Source organism: Colwellia sp. C2M11 (assembly GCF_018860915.1).
In the GTDB taxonomy this organism is placed as follows: Bacteria; Pseudomonadota; Gammaproteobacteria; order Enterobacterales; family Alteromonadaceae; genus Colwellia.
In genome coordinates this window covers 80,095-99,686 of record NZ_JAHKQD010000007.1, presented here as the reverse complement: position 1 = coordinate 99,686, position 19,592 = coordinate 80,095, and the positions used below count along the sequence as shown (strand labels likewise).

The 19,592-nt window shown below is 35.5% G+C and carries 11 protein-coding genes and 1 pseudogene; 6 read left to right on the top strand and 6 right to left on the bottom strand.

From position 1 onward, the window contains the following. Window positions 1–13: 13 nt before the first annotated feature. Together KO509_RS01715 and KO509_RS01710 are read left to right on the top strand one after the other, a co-directional pair. Complete coding sequence (locus KO509_RS01715) at window positions 14–361, top strand: DUF2282 domain-containing protein (protein WP_215971557.1); 348 nt, start codon at window positions 14–16, stop codon at window positions 359–361. A gap of 387 nt (window positions 362–748) precedes the next feature. Next, entirely contained in the window at window positions 749–2,371 is a 1,623-nt protein-coding gene (locus KO509_RS01710) for a methyl-accepting chemotaxis protein (protein WP_215971556.1), read from the top strand. 190 nt (window positions 2,372–2,561) lie between these two features. Here KO509_RS01710 and KO509_RS01705 read toward each other — a convergent pair. The 3 genes and pseudogenes from KO509_RS01705 to KO509_RS01695 form a co-directional block, all read right to left on the bottom strand. Then, a pseudogene (locus KO509_RS01705) lies at window positions 2,562–3,450 on the bottom strand (LysR substrate-binding domain-containing protein). Between the two features lie 191 nt (window positions 3,451–3,641). Further along, a complete protein-coding gene (locus KO509_RS01700; protein ID WP_215971555.1) occupies window positions 3,642–4,760 on the bottom strand; it encodes a PQQ-dependent sugar dehydrogenase in 1,119 nt (372 codons plus the stop codon). After that, window positions 4,750–5,217, bottom strand: coding sequence for a hypothetical protein (locus tag KO509_RS01695; RefSeq protein WP_215971554.1), 468 nt, complete (start codon window positions 5,215–5,217; stop codon window positions 4,750–4,752). The genes KO509_RS01700 and KO509_RS01695 overlap by 11 nt, the downstream gene beginning before the upstream one ends. Window positions 5,218–5,700: 483 nt before the next feature. Here KO509_RS01695 and KO509_RS01690 point away from each other — a divergent pair, with 483 nt between their 5' ends. Then, a complete protein-coding gene (locus KO509_RS01690; RefSeq protein ID WP_215971553.1) occupies window positions 5,701–8,061 on the top strand; it encodes a CHASE domain-containing protein in 2,361 nt (786 codons plus the stop codon). A 152-nt stretch (window positions 8,062–8,213) separates the two neighbouring features. Beyond that, window positions 8,214–9,893: a DUF4080 domain-containing protein gene (locus tag KO509_RS01685; protein WP_215971552.1), complete on the top strand. Its 1,680-nt coding sequence runs from the start codon at window positions 8,214–8,216 to the stop codon at window positions 9,891–9,893. Window positions 9,894–9,951: 58 nt separating this feature from the next. Here the strand turns inward: KO509_RS01685 and KO509_RS01680 are convergent, their stop codons facing one another. After that, the gene (locus KO509_RS01680; RefSeq protein WP_215971551.1) at window positions 9,952–12,057 is read right to left on the bottom strand and encodes a S9 family peptidase; all 2,106 of its coding nucleotides are present in this window, start codon (window positions 12,055–12,057) and stop codon (window positions 9,952–9,954) included. A 282-nt stretch (window positions 12,058–12,339) separates the two neighbouring features. Here KO509_RS01680 and yiaY point away from each other — a divergent pair, with 282 nt between their 5' ends. Next, a complete protein-coding gene (gene yiaY / locus KO509_RS01675) occupies window positions 12,340–13,488 on the top strand; it encodes an L-threonine dehydrogenase (protein WP_215971550.1) in 1,149 nt (382 codons plus the stop codon). 136 nt (window positions 13,489–13,624) lie between these two features. Here yiaY and yddG read toward each other — a convergent pair whose 3' ends face one another. After that, complete coding sequence (gene yddG, locus KO509_RS01670) at window positions 13,625–14,545, bottom strand: aromatic amino acid DMT transporter YddG (protein ID WP_215971549.1); 921 nt, start codon at window positions 14,543–14,545, stop codon at window positions 13,625–13,627. 548 nt (window positions 14,546–15,093) lie between these two features. On the opposite strand from yddG, the gene KO509_RS01665 reads away from it, so the two are divergent. After that, window positions 15,094–18,231, top strand: coding sequence for a S8 family serine peptidase (locus tag KO509_RS01665; protein ID WP_215971548.1), 3,138 nt, complete (start codon window positions 15,094–15,096; stop codon window positions 18,229–18,231). 520 nt (window positions 18,232–18,751) lie between these two features. Here the strand turns inward: KO509_RS01665 and KO509_RS01660 are convergent. Continuing rightward, on the bottom strand, window positions 18,752–19,342 hold the full coding sequence (locus tag KO509_RS01660) for a PEP-CTERM sorting domain-containing protein (RefSeq protein ID WP_215971547.1): 591 nt from the start codon (window positions 19,340–19,342) through the stop codon (window positions 18,752–18,754). Window positions 19,343–19,592 lie beyond the last annotated feature (250 nt).

The following is a 19,592-nucleotide window of genomic DNA, read 5'->3' as shown; positions in this document are numbered from 1 at the left end:
TTGGAGTATAAAAATGAAAAAAGTAAATTTAACTAAAGCTTTATTAGTGGGCGCATCAGTAGCAGTATTAAGTACAGGTGCAACGGCAGGTCCAAATAGCCAATTAAAAATTGCAGATGGTGCATCACCAAAAGTACAAGAGCAACTTACTAAATGGTTAGCTGGTGATAAAGTTCGTGGCCGTAAAGATAAATGCTTTGGTATTGCTTTAGCGGGTGAAAATGATTGTAAAGCGGGCGCAGGTACTAGTTGTGAAGGTACTTCAACGTCAGATTTTCAAGCGAATGCATGGACATATTCACCTAAAGGCACATGTGAATCAATTGTAACGCCGAATGGTACTGGTTCGCTTAAAGGTTAATCTATAAAGTTAGCTAAGCTTGATAAATATTTTTCCTGGGATTTTCTAGGACTAAATTAAGTGCAGGGGATATTAAAAACCTGCACCTTGATTATATTTTATTTCTATCTATGCAAGCATGCACCTCAAATAATTATTGTTATTCGAGCTGTTGTTTATGTCAAGATGAAAATCCACTAATCAAAAAATTAAGTGTATGTGGTTGTTAATTATAGGTACATAGTCACTATATCATCACTGTCAAAATCAAACCTTCATAAACTTCTATATAAAAATATAGTTGATTTGAATAGTGATCAAGGCATGAGAACCTGATTAACAAGATACTTAGCATCTGAATTTTTCAAATCGATTTTTTTATTTAATTTATAAACAGAAGGATTTTCTATGTTTGATAATTTGTCACTAGGAAAACGTTTGGCCGCTGCTTTTTCTATTGTAATTGTTATTTTATTAATTATGACCGGCTTAGCTGTTAAGCAAATGCGATCGCTATCTAGTTACACTGAACTTCTCTATAAACATCCTTTCGCGGTTAGTGTCGCCATTGCAAAAGTAGAAGGCTCTATTACCGGCATGCATCGTTCTATGAAAGATGTTGCGTTGGCAAATTCATTAGAACAAATTAATCAAGCGGTTGCGGATGTGGCGCATATTGAAAAAGAAGCACTACAGTATTTTGCGGTCTTGAATGAACGTTTTCTAGGTGATCAGTCAGAAATTAAAGCACTACAAGAAAACTTTATGAACTGGAAACCAATCCGAAGTGAAGTAATTGTTTTGATGAAAGAGGGTAAAAGAGCAGAAGCGAGACAAATTACAGAAAATGAAGGTGAGGCGCATATTCGTGATTTAAATAACCGTCTGTTAAAGCTTGAGGATTTTGCGACAAATAAAGCTGATGAATTTACCATGAATTCTTTAGCACAAGGTAAATCAGCAATTACAAATTTAATTATATTGGTGACAGTAGCTGTAATTTTGGCGATATTACTAAGTTGGAAGATTACATTATCAATTTTAAAGCCTATTGGTGGTGAACCAAGAGATATAGAAATACTCACACGTAAAATTGCTGATGGCGATTTGAGTATGCAGTTTGAACATACAGGAAAAGAAACTGGTATTTATTCAGCAATGCAACTCATGGTTGGTAAACTTAAGGCCATGATGAAACAAATATCAGATTCTGCAGATTCTCAGGCAACCGCGTCTGAAGAGTTAGCGTCAATTTCAGTTCAAACCAAAAATAATATTTCAGATCAAGGTCAAGCAACAGAACAAATTGCAACAGCGATCAGCCAAATGCATGCTACCGCAGAAGATGTTGCTAATAATACAAATGTTGCTGCTGAAGCAACGGAAGCTGCTCGTTTACTTGTTGATGAAGGCACTTTGAAAGCTGAACAATCTTCGATAGGTGTTAAAGGATTAGAAAGTGATCTGGATAACACATCTATCATTATCTCTGAGCTTGCTGATAACACAGAAGAGATTACTGAAATACTTGCTGTGATAAAAGGTATTTCAGATCAAACCAATTTACTGGCGCTTAATGCTGCTATTGAAGCTGCTCGAGCAGGTGAGTTTGGCCGAGGATTTTCAGTAGTTGCTGATGAAGTACGTACCTTAGCGTCTAATACGCAAAAATCGGCTGCTGAAATTGAAGAAAAAATAAGTAAAGTACAAGAAAGTGCAAAGGCTTCTGTAGAGTCAATGAAAATTGGCCGTCGTCAAGCAGGCACTATTGTATCGCAAACAATGGATGTGCAGCAGGCTCTAGCTGAAATAAAAAATGCTGTTTATCAAATTATTGATATGAATTCACAAATTGCCAGTGCAGCAGAAGAACAAAGTTGTGTTGCAGCTGAAGTGGGTAAACAAGTTGTTGAAATAAAAGATTTATCACATCAGACAGGTATTGGCGCTGAAGAAATTAAAATTGCTACGGAAGAGCTTGCTCAATTTGCTGTACAGCTTAATAATCATGTTACGCAATTTAAAATCTAAGCAATTTTATAAAAAAATTTATCATATACGATAAATTGTACTGGCAGTGATCTAAACATTGCCAGTTTTTTAAATATATTCAAGCTGTGTTGTCTTCAATAATATTGTGAAATGTTTCAATTGATTAAAAGTATCATAAACTAATTTCAAGTTAAAATAGTCTATGTGCAATATCAGCTAGGTTTGTAGTTTAATAACTGACATTTGCTTGAGTTAACACGCCTTTGTTAATTAGTTGTGTAAAAACATCACGGCATTTAATTTTTAAATGTTCTCTAAGCAGTCTTACTGCGGGGGGTAATTGTTTGTCTGCTTGGACAAATTAGCCATAGCTCTGTCGGCTTAGGCGCAAAGTCCTTTAATATCGATACAATATTATCATTCAGTAAGTCATGTGACATATCTAAGCTAGACTTAGTGGCTATACCTTTACCATTTACACACCAACGTCTTACCAGTTCGGCATCATTTGAAGCACGATTACTTGGCATTTTTACTTTCATTAACTTTTCTTGGTGAGTAAATTCCCAAACATCATGAATAATGTCATGAAGTTGATACAAAAGGCCATTATGGTTAGCTAAATCATTAGGGTGTGTTGGTAATCCATTATTTTCTAAGTATTCGGTTGTTGCACAAATCACGCAGGGTACTTTACAAATTTTAAAACCATAGAGACTTACATCATTGGGTGTTCCATAACGTAAAGCGATATCAACAGGATCACGGTAGAAGTCAATATTACTATCGCTGATATGTAACTTCACACTAATGCCTGTATGTGTCTGCATAAACTCATCAATCCATGGTAAAATTAAGTTTCGACCTAAATCAGAGGGGACTGAAATTCGTAGTTCACCATCAATAACGTCTAAATCGTCTTTTACACTTTGTTTTGCCAAATTAAGCATTTGTAATGCTTGTTCACAGTTTGGAATGTATTTTTCACCAGCAATTGAAAGCCTTAAGTGCCGGGTAGTTCTGATAAATAGCTCAACCCCTAACGCACGTTCAACTCGTTTAATTGCAGCACTTGCTGTCGCTGTTCGCATATCTAAACTTTCTGCTGCGGCTGTGATACTGCGAAAAACTTAAGAGCAGCTCATCAAGAGCTTGAGTCAGGAAAATCAATCGGTAAAATAGTATTAGAAGGCTTTTAAAGGAAGCACTATTTATCAGTAAAAGGTAGAGCTGAACTATTGTTGAGCTCTAAAATCTGGTAAAAATTTAATTGATTGAAATTATGTTATTAGTGGCTTTAGCTTAATTTTTATAGGTTAGGAGATAGCTTTAATAATTGTCCTTGTTCGCTGTCTGTTAAAATATACAAGTAGCCATCGGGGCTTGTTCTTATATCTCTTATTCGCTGTTGGCGCTCAGCTAACAGCGTTTCTTCTGCAATCACTTTATTATCATCTAGGCTTAAACGTCGCACACTTTTTCCTGCGAGAGCGGCAATAAATAAGTTTCCTTGCCACTGTGGAAAAATATCACCTTGATATTCGGTCATTCCAGCAGGCGCAATTGAAGGTATCCAATAGGTAACCGGTTGCTCCATGCCTTTTGCTTCGGTAAAAGGTGAAATTAACGCCCCTGAATAGTCGATGCCATAACTAATAGCAGGCCAGCCGTAATTATGACCTGATTTAAGTAAGTTTAATTCATCACCCCCTTGTGGGCCATGTTCATGGAGCCAAACTTCTCCCGTTTTACTGACTAAAATAGCTTGTGGATTTCGATGACCATAACTGTATATTTCAGGCCTTACATTATTTTGATGAACAAATGGATTATCTTTAGGAATGCTGCCATCAGTATTAATTCTCAGTACTTTTCCTAACATGCTTTGTAGGGATTGTGCTTGTTCACGGAAATTAAAGCCGTCACCTGCTGTAATTAGTAGCGTACCATCAGGTAAAAAGGTCATTCTTGCGCCATGATGATGTGGCGTATTTCTACTTGAACCTGTAAATATCACTTTCTGATGTTGTAATGACAGTCCTTGTAATGTAGCACTCATTACAGAAACAAAATTGTTGCTTTTTGTGCCAGCACTGTACGAGATATAAAGTTTTTTATTTTTTTCAAAGTCTGGATCTAACAAAATATCGAATAAACCTGCAGGGCCATCGACATAAATATTAGGTAAGCCAGAAACGGATTTTTCAAGTAGCTTACCTTCTCTAATTACTCTTAAGACGCCTATACGTTCAGTCACTAACATATCATTATTAGGCAAAAAGGCGATCGACCAAGGATATTTCAAGTTTTCGACTATCGTAGATACCTTGTATTCTTTGTTTTGTGTTTCCGCACAACTAATAGTACTGGTAATCAACATACAGAAGCTCATGCAGAGTTTTTTTATTGTCAGGGTATTATTGTTCATTATTATTTCCCAAGTAACTAGGTTGAGCAGCAGAATGTGATGTTAAAAAGGCAAATAGCCATGCAGAAATGATACAGCAGCAAGTCGTTAAAAAGAGTCCTAGAGGAGTTCGTGCCGAAGCGATTGGCGTTAATCCCATAACGTATTGAATGAGATGAATTGTTATAGGAAAAGAAGTGATTCCCACGCCAACATACCAAAGAATTCTGTTACCTCCAATCAATTGATAAGCATATTTAGCAATAATAAAACCAACTAAAAAACCAATAGAAATCAATAGGTACAAAGCTGGCGCTAATCCAAGTAGATCTTCAATGGTAGCATTGACCCGTATTTCTGTAGAAATACTAAGTCCAAATGATTGCACCTCAGCTAATATTATTTGAGTAGACACAATAGAAACAAGCAGAGTTGCTAAAAATGTACTAAAAATAAATAACATAATGGTTTTTAACATAATTAGGCCTTTGCTGATATTTGCGAGATAAGTACATAATATAAGTACACAATAGGTTTTAAATGATTAAAGGTACATTATTTATTAATTTAATGAGTACAATTTTGAAATAAAACTTTAATCTTCAGTGAATTATTTTACTTGAAATTTTATTGAATAAAATAAGTTCATATATGTGTAACGTTAATTCAACTCAGTTTAAATTTTTTATAAATTTAAGTTTTATCGTGCTAATTATTTGAATAGGGTCTACTGTTATATCGAGTTGTATTTAATTATTTAGAACATCGGATGAGTGAATATAAGCGAGCGGAGCACTGTTAATATATTTAATCATGGCTTAGAATTCAAAAAATTAGCGCAAAATTATTCATCAAATTAATTTTTGTTAAATAGCATTTTTGATTTTGCGATACACAATGATTGAGTTTATCCAGATGAATCAGTCATTGAATGCAATCAGTATTTAGGCACAAAAAAGTAATGATGAATAAAACAAAAACTTTTTCTAAAAATATAGGTCGTTTAACCCGCACAACAGTATTAAGTATTGCTGTACTTACTTTAGGGCTTTCATTAACAATAATAGAATGGCGTAACGCGGTTGATGTAGTGTTTATGGAAGACCAATTACGTTTTGAACAAGAGACTGATAAGAGTCTCTTGAACATACAAAAACAGATGGAAACATATCAGCAAGTACTGCGAGGGATAAAAGGATTGTTTGTTGCCTCAGATAACGTTAATCGTACTGAATTTAAAGCTTACACTGAAGAACTTGCACTAGAACATACCTATCCCGGTATTTTAGGGGTTGGATTTTCCCTTTCTATTGCACCCAGTCAACGTGCAGAGCATATAGCGAGCATTCGTGCGGAAGGATTTCCAAATTATGTGATGTTGCCTAAAGGGGAGCGAGAACAATATACTTCTATAATATATCTTGAGCCATTTAGCGGAAATAATTTGAATGCTTTTGGCTTTGATATGTATTCAGAAAAAGTCAGACGTGCAGCAATGGATAAGTCTAGAGCTACAAATAAGCTAGCGCTTTCGGGTAAAGTAAGTTTGGTACAAGACGTCGATCGTGGTCCTATCTCAGGAGTCTTGTTATACCTACCTGTTTACCAGGATAATGACGAGCAGGTTGGCGTAATCCCCGAAAATTTATATGGGTGGGTTTATGCTCCGTTTAGTATGGACATACTGATGGAAGGGATTTTATCCGATAAACTAAAGATTAATTTAAATATATATGATGGCACGGTCATAAATAAAAAGACGCAACTATATTCTTCAATGAAAAATGCGCAAGAATTTGAGGAGATGGCGTTTCAGCAAACGGAGCAACTAGTTATTGCTCAGCGAATATGGACTGTTGTGTTTTCAGCAGATAAGAACTTTGTTCAGTCTCATGTTAATACTGAAGGAATCATTGTTTTATTGATAGGTAGCTTATTTTCATTATTACTAACATTAGTTGTTTGGTCTTTATCTACCAGTAAAAATCGTGCTGAAGCAAAAGCAGAATCTATGAATAAAGAACTTTCAGAAACAGAGTTTCGATGGAAGTCGGCATTGTCTGGTGCCGAACATGGTGTTTGGGATTGGGACAACCTTACTAATAGTGTCACTTTCGATACTAAATGGAAGTCTATGCTTGGCTATGCTGACGATGAAATTAAAAATGAATTTTCAGAATGGAAACGCTTACTTCATCCGGAAGATTGGGAACGTGCTGAAGTAGCAATTGCAAATTTTGTTAGTGGTAAAACGAATATTTATAATCTAGAGCAAAGGCTTCAAGCGAAAGATGGTAAGTGGATATGGATTCTTTGTCGAGGAGACGCGGTTAGTTGGACTGACGATGGGCGTGTTGCCCGTAGTATAGGAACTCATACCGATATTACTGAACAGAAAAAATTAGAACTAGCACTTACCGAAAGTGATCTACGCTTTCGAGGTGCATTTGAAACAGCAGCAATGGGGATTGCACTTGTAGGGCTAAATGGTGAATGGATTGAAGTGAATCCGTCTTTGCTCAATATGTTGCAATACAGTGAGGAAGAACTCCTTAAGTTAACTTTTCAAGATATTACTCACCCAGAAGATCTTAATTTAGATCTTGAACATCTAACGGCACTTGTTGCGGGAGAAATAAAAAGCTATCAAATGGAAAAACGGTATTTCTGCAAAGATGGCTCTATTGTTTGGGCGTTTCTTAGTGTATCTATGGTAGTTGATATTAAAGGGAAACCAGTTCATTTCGTTTCTCAAATTGAAAATATTACTGTTCGTAAGGAACTTCAAAAACAAGTATTACATCAAGCAAGTCATGATGAATTAACAGGGTTACCTAACCGTCGATTCTTAAAAGATAGACTAGCGCGTACTTATGAATTAAGCCGTCGATATAAGCGACCATTTGCGCTTATGTATATTGATGTTGACCATTTTAAACTCGTTAATGACGAATATGGTCATGATGTTGGCGATGATTTACTTATATGGTTATCAAGTAAATTAAAGTCGTGTCTGCGAGGGACTGATACGCTAGCCCGTCAAGGAGGAGATGAGTTTGTCTTAATCTTATCAGAAATTAAATCTTCAGAAGATGCTACTTTAATAGCTAATAATATTTTTGAAGCGATTAGTGATGTATTTTCCAATGGTATTCTGAAGCGACAAGTATCGTTGAGTATTGGTATTGCTATTTCTGATCCTGCAGGTGATGATTCTATTGAAGATTTACTGAGAAAAGCCGACATAGCGCTGTATCAAGTAAAACGTGCAGGCCGAAATGCTTTTAAACATTACCAAGATGGTGACGATAAATCATCATGATGAAATATAAATACTCATATTGAATGAATATGGCTAGCAAAGATATCTAACACTATTCAGTGACATTGTTGATGTGAAAATAAGATTACTGAATAATGTGAGCAATCAACGTATAATTGCAGTCATATTAATAAAAGCAGTTAACACATAGAATGGCAGAGCAAAAGCATCACCCTGAACTCAAGGTTACGCAAATTCATTTAACTGATGATAATAGTGAACTATTAACATCGCCTGTGCCAATAGAGTCTATTCAAAATACTCACCAAGCCTCTTTAGAAATAAATGATAGAATAGCTAAATCTTCACCTAAAATTGTATTAGCAACACTTAACGCACGTTATTTTCACACAAGTTTTGGGCTACGTTATCTTTATGCCAATTTACAAGAACTACAGCAATATTGTGAAATAAAAGAGTTTATTATTCAAACTCGTCCCATTGATATTGTCGAACAAATTTTGGAGACAAAGCCTGATATAGTCGGTTTTGGTGTCTATATTTGGAACATAGTGGAAACAACCGATGTTGTTAATTTATTAAAAGTGATTGCACCTGAAATAAAAATTATTTTAGGTGGTCCAGAAGTTAGTTATGAAACTGAACAACAAGCAATAGTTCAGTGTGCAGATTATGTATTAACAGGGCCTGCCGATTTAAGTTTTTATCAGCTTTGTAAAGATATAATCAACAATACGCCACCAAATAAAAAAATAGTTCACTCGAAACCGGTTGAGTTAAAAGAATTAGCGCTACCGTATGAGTATTATACCGATGAAGATTTGACCCATCGTTTACTTTATGTTGAAGCGTCACGGGGCTGTCCATTTAAATGCGAGTTTTGTTTATCATCTTTAGATAAAACATCAGTACCTTTTGAAATAACGGTATTTCTTGAGCAAATGGACATTCTTTATCTACGAGGTGCGCGTAATTTTAAATTCATTGATAGAACCTTTAATTTAAATATTAATACCACAATGCATATTATGCAGTTTTTCTTAGACCGCATGACTGACGATCTTTATCTACATTTTGAAGTGGTACCTGATCACCTTCCTCGAAAGTTAAAAGAATTATTAGCACAGTTTCCTGAAGGCAGTTTACAATTTGAAATTGGCATACAAACCTTTAATACCGAAGTTCAAAAGAATATTAGCCGTAAACAAAATAATGCAAAGTCGAAAGATAATTTAATTTGGCTAAAAGATAATACTCATGCGCACATTCATGCTGATCTGATTTTTGGTTTACCAGGCGAAACCTTCGACACTTTCAAAGATAGTTTTAATCAGCTTTATCATTGTCGTCCGCACGAAATTCAAATGGGTATTTTAAAACGCTTAAAAGGTAGCCCGATTATTAGACATACAGAAGCTTTTGATTTGAGGTTTAATCCTTTACCGCCATTTAATATATTAAGTACTGATAGAGTAAGCTTTTCTACCATGCAACGTATTAACCGCTTTGCTCGATATTGGGACATGATAGGTAATTCAGGACGTTTTAAGTACTCATTACCGCATATATTGACTGATGAGCCTTTTGATGATTTTATGGCGATTACCGAATGGATTTTTAATAAAACAGGGCAAATACATAAGATTAATTTGAAAAAATTATTTGAATTGATTTCACAATCAGTCGAAGCGTTATATCCAGAAAAACATCAATTAGTCATTAAAAAAATTGAGCAAGACTATGATGCAGCTAAATTAAAAAGCCTTTTTAGTGGGCTTAACCTTTATGCCACTCCACAAGATAAATTAACACAAGTTGACCCCATAATTAAAAACAAAGCGTTAAAACGCCAGCAACAACATATGAGTTAACCACCATTGTTAGTTGCTGTAATTTAGACATTTTTAACGTTCAACTTATTATTTTGTTCTATTCTGGTAATAGCGAAATAAAGAAACTCATTTCTAAAGCAACTTCTTTTAAGCGCTTAAAGCGTCCAGAAGCACCGCCATGGCCTGCATCCATATCTGTTTTAAACAATAATATATTGTCGTCTGTTTTCAGTTCTCTCATTTTTGCCACCCATTTCATTGGTTCAAAGTACTGAACTTGAGAGTCATGTAAGCCTGTCGTTACCAGTATATTAGGGTAATGTTGTGCCTTAATGTTATCAATAGGCGAATAAGCTAAAATATTTTTGTATGCTTGCTCTTCGTTTGGATTACCCCATTCGTCATATTCATTGGTGGTTAGTGGGATCGTTTCATCAAGCATGGTAGTTAATACATCTAGAAATGGTACATGCGCGCCAATACCTAAATATAGCTCAGGGGCTTGGTTTACTATGGCTCCCATTAATAAACCGCCTGCGCTTCCACCTGAAGCAAATATTTTATCTTTAGCACCATATCCTTGAGTTACTAATGCTTTAGTAACATCAATAAAATCATTAAAAGTATTTTGCTTATGTGCCATTTTACCTGTTTCATACCATTGTCTACCTAACATTTCAGAGCCACGAATATGGGCGATAACATAGACAAAGCCTCGGTCTAACAAGCTTAAGGTTTGGCTAGAAAAATTAGGATCTATAGTGATACCATAAGCACCATAACCGTATTGAAGGAGTGGGTTAGTACCATCTTTTTTGAACATATCCGTGCGATAAACAATTGATACTGGTATTTTTACGCCATCACGAGCCGTAATAAATAAACGCTCTGATTGATAATGGTCTTTATTAAAATCACCTAAAACCTTCTGTTGTTTTAACCGTTTTCGTTCACCAGTTGCTAAGTTAAATTCATACAAAGAGCCAGGTGTGGTCAAACTAGAATAATATAACCGTGCGATTGCACTGTTTGGCTCTGGGTTATCACCCAAGCAAGCAAAGTAGCAAGGATCATCAAATGATAATGGATACTGATTACCAGCATTAGTACCATTAATTGTGTGAACGATAAATCTAATCTGACCATTTTCTCGCTCAGTGGTTACGATAAAGTTATGAAATAATTCAACACCCTCTAATAACACATTTTCTCGATGAGGAATCACTTCTTGCCAGTGATTTATATCACTAATTTTATCAACCGCAACTTTCATTAGCTTAAAGTTTTTAGCTTGGTAGTTACTGACAATATAAAAATATTCTCCCATTTTATCCGCATGATATTCATGTTGCTCTTGATAAGGCAGCAATTCGATAAACTCACCATTTGGCTCATTTGCATTAAGAAATAGATAGTGAGTAGACTCCGTGGCGTGTAAACAAATGTAAAGTTGAGAATCGTCTCTACTTTTATCTAAACTCATATAAAAGCTATGATCTTTTTCTTCATACACAAGAACATCATCAGATTGAGGTGTACCTAGCTTATGACGGAAAACCTGTGTACCCAATAAGGTCTCTAGATCTTTTTTTACATAGAAAACGGTTTGATTATCATTAGCCCAAACAATTTGTCCTTCAGTTTCGACAAGGACATCTGATAAATATGGGTTTGGAAAGTCTGTAGGCTTAGTTAAATCTTTAAAGTGGATGGTATAAATACGACGGCTGTCGGTGTCTTCAGATACCGATAATAGTTGATCATTAGGGCTGATAGACATATCACCTAAATCATAAAACTCATGACCTTTAGCTCTTTCATTTACATCTAATAGTAGATGTTTGTTATCACCTGAAAAGCTTGTTGAACGATAATGATTTGAAAATTCTTGTTCACCATGAATTTCGCTGTGATACCAATATTTTCCATCTTTTGCAGGCACAGTATTATCGTCTTTTACTACGCGAGCTTTGAGCTCTTCAAAAAGTAGCTCTTGTAATGGTTCTTGCTCTGACAGCATAGCATCAGCATAATTATTTTCACTTGCAAGGTGCGCCAAAATACTTTCATCGCTGCGTTGATCATCTCGCATCCAATAATAATTATCGATCCGTTGATGATTATGAATTTCCATTTTATGTGGAATTTTTTTAGCTATTGGCGCGGTAATGTTTTTGTTTGATTTAAGTGAAATTTTTGGCACTAAGTGCTCCTATATAATTAACCTGATCTCTGGTTGAGTAATCTTGTATTGATAATTAAAAAACTAATGGGTAAGTCTATATATATTTTACAAACTAAGCTTTAAATTTTTCTATAAGTGTTGGAGCTTTTGTTGTTTATTGGATGATAAACAACAAAAGATATCGGACTTTTAGGCATAACGGTAGTGAATGATAAAGATATATTTTAGATCAATTAATTCATGTTCTTTTTATGGTACAAATAACTATTGGTTTTATCAGGTTCACTAAAGGAGAATTTCATGAGTACATCATTTTATATGCCAGCGTTAAATGTTATGGGTAGTGGCTGCTTAGTCGAGGCGATTAATTATATAAAAGATCAAGGATTTAAGCAGGGTTTAATTGTTAGTGATAGTGTATTAAGCAAAATAGGTATAGTAAAAAAATTTACTGATTTACTCGATAAAGAACAGATATCGAGTGTTGTTTTTGATCAAGTACATCCTAACCCAACTGTCAGTAATGTTAATGCTGGATTAGCTATGCTTAAGCAAAATGATTGCGATTTTGTCGTTTCGTTAGGTGGTGGTTCACCACATGATTGTGCTAAAGGTATTGCTTTAGTTGCGAGTAATGGTGGCCAAATTGCAGATTATGAAGGCATAGATGTATCTAAAAAGCCTCAGTTACCTTTAGTTGCGATTAATACTACTGCGGGGACAGCATCAGAAATGACTCGTTTTGTTATTATCACTGACGAAAAACGTCATGTAAAAATGGCAATTGTTGATAAACATTCCACGCCAATGTTATCGGTCAATGATCCTTCTCTTATGGTTGGTATGCCAGCATCATTAACCGCTGCAACAGGTATGGATGCTTTAACACATGCTATTGAAGCATATGTTTCTACAGGCGCAACACCCATTACTGATGCTGTTGCTCTTAAAGCAATTGAGCTTATTCAAGCAAATTTACCAACAGCAGTGGCAAATGGCGAAAATATTGAAGCAAGAGAACAAATGGCTTACGCTCAGTTTATGGCAGGTATGGCATTTAATAACGCTTCATTAGGCTATGTTCATGCGATGGCTCACCAATTAGGTGGTTTTTATGATTTGCCTCATGGCGTTTGTAACGCCGTTTTATTACCACATGTACAACGCTACAATGCAAAAGTATGCCCTGAACGTTTGAAAGATATTGCGAATAGTATGGGGGTAAATGTTTTTAATATGTCTGCAGAGGAAGGCGCAAACGCTGCCATTAGTGCTATTGAAACATTAAGCCAAAAAGTAGGAATCCCAGCTGGTTTAATAGAGCTTGGTGCGAAAGACGGTGATATAAATTTATTAGCTGAAAACGCGTTAAAAGATGTGTGTAGCCTAACTAACCCCAGACAAGCAAGCCACGAAGAAATTTGTAACATTTTTCGTGCAGCCATGTAAAGCTACTAGACAGAATGAGTGACGTTTAGGTTTGTTTGATTAAAATCTAGTAAAAAATATATAAATTATAAACCAAGCATTAACTGAGTAAATATTTATATTTGCTCAGTTAAAAAATTTGATCTTGCTATGCCTGTTATGTAAGTACGATATCTTTACACTTTGGGCTTTTTTCTCTGGTAACAAAATAACAAATTAGTGAGCCGAGAGTGACTAAAAATACACCTTGCCAGAATGATTGGCTGAGGGTAATAGATAAATAAAAAGCAGAAATAATAGTAGAAAAAACCGGTGTAAAATAAGATATGGTACCGAGTAGCATCAAATTACCGCCTATAATCGCTTTATTCCACAAAGCATACCCGCTACCAATAACAATGCCAGCAATTAACAGAATGACAGTAGAGCTCATTGAGAATGTTAATGGCGGCTCGTCACTCAAGGCATATTGAATCCACAATATAATCGCAGTTGCAGTAAAAAATAAGGTGATCGCATTTTTACCATTACTCAGTTTTTGGGTGATTATGCAGTAAACAGCCCAGATAAATGCCGCTGAAAATGCCATTAAATACGTTATTGGGTTATCAGAAAAATTATTCATTAAAACAGCAACTGAAACATCATTATCGCCAGTTATACACCATGCGACACCAACAAAAGCAATTAACACACTGGGATAAACCCAGAGACTTACTTTTTTACGGCCTGAAAACACCGTTAATAATATGGTGATAGCAGGCCATAAATAATTAATAACAGCCATTTCCATTGCTTGATGTCTGGTATTCGCCATTCCCAAAGATAAGGCAAGGCAAACTTCATAAGATACAAATAATATAGCGCCAAGAATAAGGTAACGAGGTGGGAAATCCTTTAATTTTGGTAATCCCATTATTAGCATTAAAAATATAACGCTGATCGAATATATCATTGCTGCACCACCAATGGGACTAAATATTTCTGAAACGTCCCTTATAAGTGCAACGAGACAACTCCAAAGTAATATTGCCGCTATTCCACAGATCGTATATTTATTATTGCTGAAAAATGTCATTGTAAACCTAAAGCCACACTTAATTATTACTCGTTAAATTAACAGTAATTAATTATTTACACCATTAGGACAATAAAGAACTGATAAATTAGTGAAATACTTACTCTTTGTCTGAAAATTATGTAAGTATTTGTGTCTATAATTTAAGCAGTATAAACACTTTGTCAGGTTATTTTACATAAATCATAAAGAAACAAAAACATTACTTAGAACTTTATTTTGTTTAATTTAATTTTGTTGTTCTTAATTTTGTTTTTTATTCTTTTGTTGTCATTAAAAACGCTATCGTTTGTTTTATATTCGTTTAATATAAGATATAAGTGTAAAGTTTTTTTACACTTGTTTTACGTTTGTATACTTTTGTAACATTTTTATTACCTTGTTGTAATGAATTTCATAATTTTGCAACAAAGGCATTGTTATTGCTTCATTTTATTATCGCTAATTACCTTGGTATGGAAGAAAGTATATTTTTTACATACTGGTATGTAAGGTAAAGATAATAATATCTATGTTTAGCGAATAAATAATAATAATTGGAGTAATAAATGCAACTTAAACGATCCATGATAGGAAGTGTCATTACACTCATTTTAGCAACGTCCGCGAATGCTAATGAAGTGATAGTAGATAGCAGTCGATTAGTTCTTGCGGGTGAAAATTTAACGCAGGCTACAGAAAGTAAAAGCTATATTGTACAAATTAAAGGGCAAACAGGTGTTGAACAAGCTCGAAATATTGGTGAGCTACTACCTAGTAACCAGCAAGTAGCTGTTGCTGGCAACAACTACAACGCGAATACACCTGCAATGGTTGCTTATCAATTAGCATTAGAGTCAAAGCAAAAAGCTATTGCTAATGAAATAGGTGCCATTGATATCAACTATTCATTTAAGCATACCTTTAATGGTTTTAGTGCCATATTGTCACCGACACAAAAAGCAGCATTAGAATCTCATCCAGACGTTGTTGGTGTTTGGGAAGATAAAGTTCAACGTGTTTCCACTGCAAATACACCTGAATTTTTGGGGCTAACCTCAGGCAGCGGTCAACATTCACTCGGTATTAAAGGTGAAGATGTTGTTGTTGGAATTATTGATACCGGTATTTGGCCAGAAAACCCGAGTTTTTCTGATGATGGCAGCTATAGCGACCCTTCAACACTTGGTTGGTTAGGTGCTTGTGATTCAGGTTTAGATGAAACCTTTAATTGTAATAATAAACTTATTGGTGCTCGATACTTCAAAGACTCTTTTGAAGCTGTTTATGACATTCAATATGAATTAGGTGAAGTTGAGTCTCCAAGAGATGCGGCTGGTCATGGTAGTCATACTGCTGGTACTGCCGCAGGTAATGAAGGTGTTGCGAGTTCCATTAATATTAATGGCTATGAAGCTAGCACAGGTACGGTTTCTGGTATGGCTCCTAGGGCGCGTATTGCTGCTTATAAAGTATGTTGGAATGACGCGTACAAAGATCCTATTACAGGGGATGATGAAGCCGGTTGTTTTTACGGTGATACCATGGCGGCGATAGATCAAGCCGTTGCTGATGGTGTCAATGTTTTGAATTATTCAATTGGCGGTAGTTTAACTGATTTAACAGTACCACCCACAGCGGCAATGCTACGCGCAGTAGATGCAGGTGTTTTTGTTGCGGTTTCTGCAGGTAATAGTGGTCAAGATGGACCTGAAACTGTTGGCACACCAGCTCCTTGGATAACTAGTGTTGCGGCTTCAACTTATGATGGTACTGCTATAACACAAGGTATAAAAATTTCATCACGTGATCCAGAAGAGATTATCGTGGCGGCTGAAGGGGCTATCACTAAACCATTAGGCGAAACTGGTGCTATTATTGGTAATGTAGTGGTTGCAGAGCCTTTATTAGCCTGTTTTGATAGTGGTTTAGCTACAGCGCTTGATAACTCTGCCGAAATCGCAGGTAAAATTGCGTTAATTAGTCGTGGTTCTTGTGCGTTTACCGAAAAAGTTGAACGTGCTCAACTTGCTGGTGCGACCGCTGTTATTGTTTATAGCACAGATGATACGCCTATCGTTATGGGGGGTGATGGTACTTTTGAAATTCCAGGTTTTATGATTAGTAAAAGTAATGGAGAATCACTCAATGCAGCGATTACTGGCGGGGAAGTGCTTGAGGTGACAATGTCACCAGAAATATTCTCTCCAACACCAGTGATTGGTAATATAATGGGAGACTTCTCTTCTCTTGGGCCAAACACAGCAAGTTACGATATTATTAAACCTGACATTACAGCGCCAGGTGTTAAAATATTAGCGGCTTATAGTGAAAACCCTGTCAGTAGTGCTGCAGGTGATTCATTTAGGTACTTACAAGGTACTTCAATGTCTTCTCCTCATATCGCGGGAATCGCGGCATTATTTACAGAGTCAAATAGCACTTGGTCGCCAGCACAAATAAAATCAGCGATGATGACCAATGCTTATCAAGATGTTATGAAACCTGATGGTATCACACCTGCAGATCCTTTTAATTTTGGTGCTGGTCATGTTGACCCTGTTGCCTCGTTAACGCCAGGGTTACTGTATGATGCGAATACTGCTGACTACCTTGCTTTTTTATGTGGCATAGGTAATGAAACTTTTGTTGCGAGCATGGGCATTGAGTGTGATGCATTAACTGCAGCTGGATTCAGTCTTGATCCTAGTCAATTAAATTTACCTTCAATTGGGGTTGCAGAGTTACAAGCACCAGAAACGGTTACTAGAACTGTTTCAAATGCTGCAAATAGTGCATCAAGTTATACAGCAACAATTGAAGCGCCTGAAGGAATTGATGTGCAGTTACAAACATTTGATGCTAACGGTGCTGTTAACCCGAGTAACACATTGGATGTTGAAGTAGGTGGTAAGGCAAGTTATGCATTAACATTTGCAAAAACAGCATTAAGTGAGAATGATGTTTGGAAATTTGGTGCAATCACTTGGACTGATAATGCTGGTCATAGTGTCCGTAGTCCGATTGCGATAAAAGCGGTTGCAGATACTAATATTGAAGTGCCTGCTATTGTTTCTGCTCAATTGCAGCGAGGACGTTATAGTTTCCCTGTAAAAACAAACTATTCAGGGGCTATATCTATTGACTATGCTGGTTTAGTTGCGCCATTTGGTGCAAATGGTACAGTCTCTCAAGATTCAAACGGTTCTTATGATTTTAATGAACCTGGATTAGGTTTTCATGGCTTTCTTGTTCCAGAAGGTACAAAAGTGGCACGTTTTAGTTTACGTGGTGGTTTAGTTGATGCAGCTGACGCTAATTTAGATATTTACTTCTATCACTGTGTAGCATGGAGCTGTAGTGCCGTTGAAAGTGCTGTTTCAGAAGATTCAGATGAAGACATTATTTTAACAAATCCTGCTCCAGCAAATAATGGTGACAACGGCGATTTATATATTGCTTTTGTTCATGGTAAAGACTTAAAAGGCGCAGCTGAAACAAACTATACAATGTTAGGCTGGGTAGCTGATCAAGCTGAAAGCACTACACGTATAACATCAAGTCGCAGAGCGATAGAAGGACGTTATAATTATACAACCATTTCTACTTCTCGTTTAGATGCAGGAGTTATTTATATGGGTGCGATTACTTATTATAATGCTGACGGTGAAGCTGAAGGTACTACTGTACTTGAATTAGGAAACTAATCACTCGCTTTATAAATAAATATCAATACTGTTTATTTGTTTAAATAGTAAAATAAATAAAAACCTCATTGGCGTAATTCAATGAGGTTTTTTTATGTTTAAAAAAATATTTAATAATAATCTTGTATACATTTTCTTACTATACAAGTAACGAAAAATAATAAGTTTCCTATATGGTATTTACGGTTAAATATTAGCGATAAAGCTATATTTAGGTATAGTTTGATAATTTATCGTTGGGAACTTCATTACCTATACTGCACTAATGAGGAGTCTATTGATAATATGGCCGTATTTAATGTTGTGTGGGCTAGGTTTACTAATGTAGTTTAGACTAGATATTGAATTAAATGGTTAAACTGCTTTCAATACTGTCTAGTTGAGGTTGATAGCATAGCGAATAACGAAGCTGATGGCATAAAAAAAGGCTAAGAGTGTTAACTCTTAGCCTTATATTAAAAACTATCATTTGTTGTACGATGCAATAACTCTTGTATTGTTAAACCGTGTATTAATCGTATTATTTTACTTTTTTACGTGTAGTTAAGCCGATTGCAGCGGCTAAAAATAGTAGTAAACTGGTAGGCTCAGGTACAGCGGTAAGTCTCGCTTCACCAAAAGCTAAATCACCAAAGTCGTACAAGGCACCAGTTGGATCGAAAATATCAAGAAAGCCAGTAGGTACAAATGTATCAATGAAACCATTGAAAGCAATTTGATTAATTGCATTTTCAGTAACATCAAATTGTAATAATTCAATACCTGCTGCTAAATTATTTACATCAAATACGGCTTCAAAGAAACCAAACATTGGAAAAGCACCAGGGGCGGCTATGGCCTCTGCTTCAGTCCAAAAATTAAAACCAAATAATTCAAAATCAACCCAAGCGCTAACAGTGCCTAATATCAGTGAGCCATCATTGAAAACATCATCAACAATTGCTATTTCAGTATCTATAGTAATAAAGCCAATATATTGATAATCAATTTCAGTAGTAATGCCTGAATCAAGCCAAATATCTTGGGTGATTAACGTCGCATTGGCTGTGTTACTTACGGCGAATACTAATGATAATGTGAATAATGTTTTTAAAAAAAGTTTATTTAACATGTTACTTCCTAATTTATTTTATTTTTATTAATTTATATGTTGAATATCACCTTTTACATTAGTAACACCAACAATTTACATATTAATGCAACTTTTACGCCTAGTTAACAATTAAGTTATTAGTTATTAAATATCAGTAATTTACTTTTGTTTTGGATGTTTTTATTAACAAGAGCATAAAGCGCTTTATATAGTGTAAAATTTTCTGACACTTGATGTGTTTACGCATATAAAACTATAGCTAGCAGTA

Excerpts from the sequence above, each read along its gene's own strand:
- KO509_RS01715 (WP_215971557.1), top strand. The coding sequence starts at position 14 with ATGAAAAAAGTAAATTTAACTAAAGCTTTATTAGTGGGCGCATCAGTA.
- KO509_RS01710 (WP_215971556.1), top strand. The coding sequence starts at position 749 with ATGTTTGATAATTTGTCACTAGGAAAACGTTTGGCCGCTGCTTTTTCT.
- KO509_RS01700 (WP_215971555.1), bottom strand. The coding sequence starts at position 4,760 with ATGAACAATAATACCCTGACAATAAAAAAACTCTGCATGAGCTTCTGT.
- KO509_RS01695 (WP_215971554.1), bottom strand. The coding sequence starts at position 5,217 with ATGTTAAAAACCATTATGTTATTTATTTTTAGTACATTTTTAGCAACT.
- KO509_RS01690 (WP_215971553.1), top strand. The coding sequence starts at position 5,701 with ATGATGAATAAAACAAAAACTTTTTCTAAAAATATAGGTCGTTTAACC.
- KO509_RS01685 (WP_215971552.1), top strand. The coding sequence starts at position 8,214 with ATGGCAGAGCAAAAGCATCACCCTGAACTCAAGGTTACGCAAATTCAT.
- yiaY (WP_215971550.1), top strand. The coding sequence starts at position 12,340 with ATGAGTACATCATTTTATATGCCAGCGTTAAATGTTATGGGTAGTGGC.
- yddG (WP_215971549.1), bottom strand. The coding sequence starts at position 14,545 with ATGACATTTTTCAGCAATAATAAATATACGATCTGTGGAATAGCGGCA.
- KO509_RS01665 (WP_215971548.1), top strand. The coding sequence starts at position 15,094 with ATGCAACTTAAACGATCCATGATAGGAAGTGTCATTACACTCATTTTA.
- KO509_RS01660 (WP_215971547.1), bottom strand. The coding sequence starts at position 19,342 with ATGTTAAATAAACTTTTTTTAAAAACATTATTCACATTATCATTAGTA.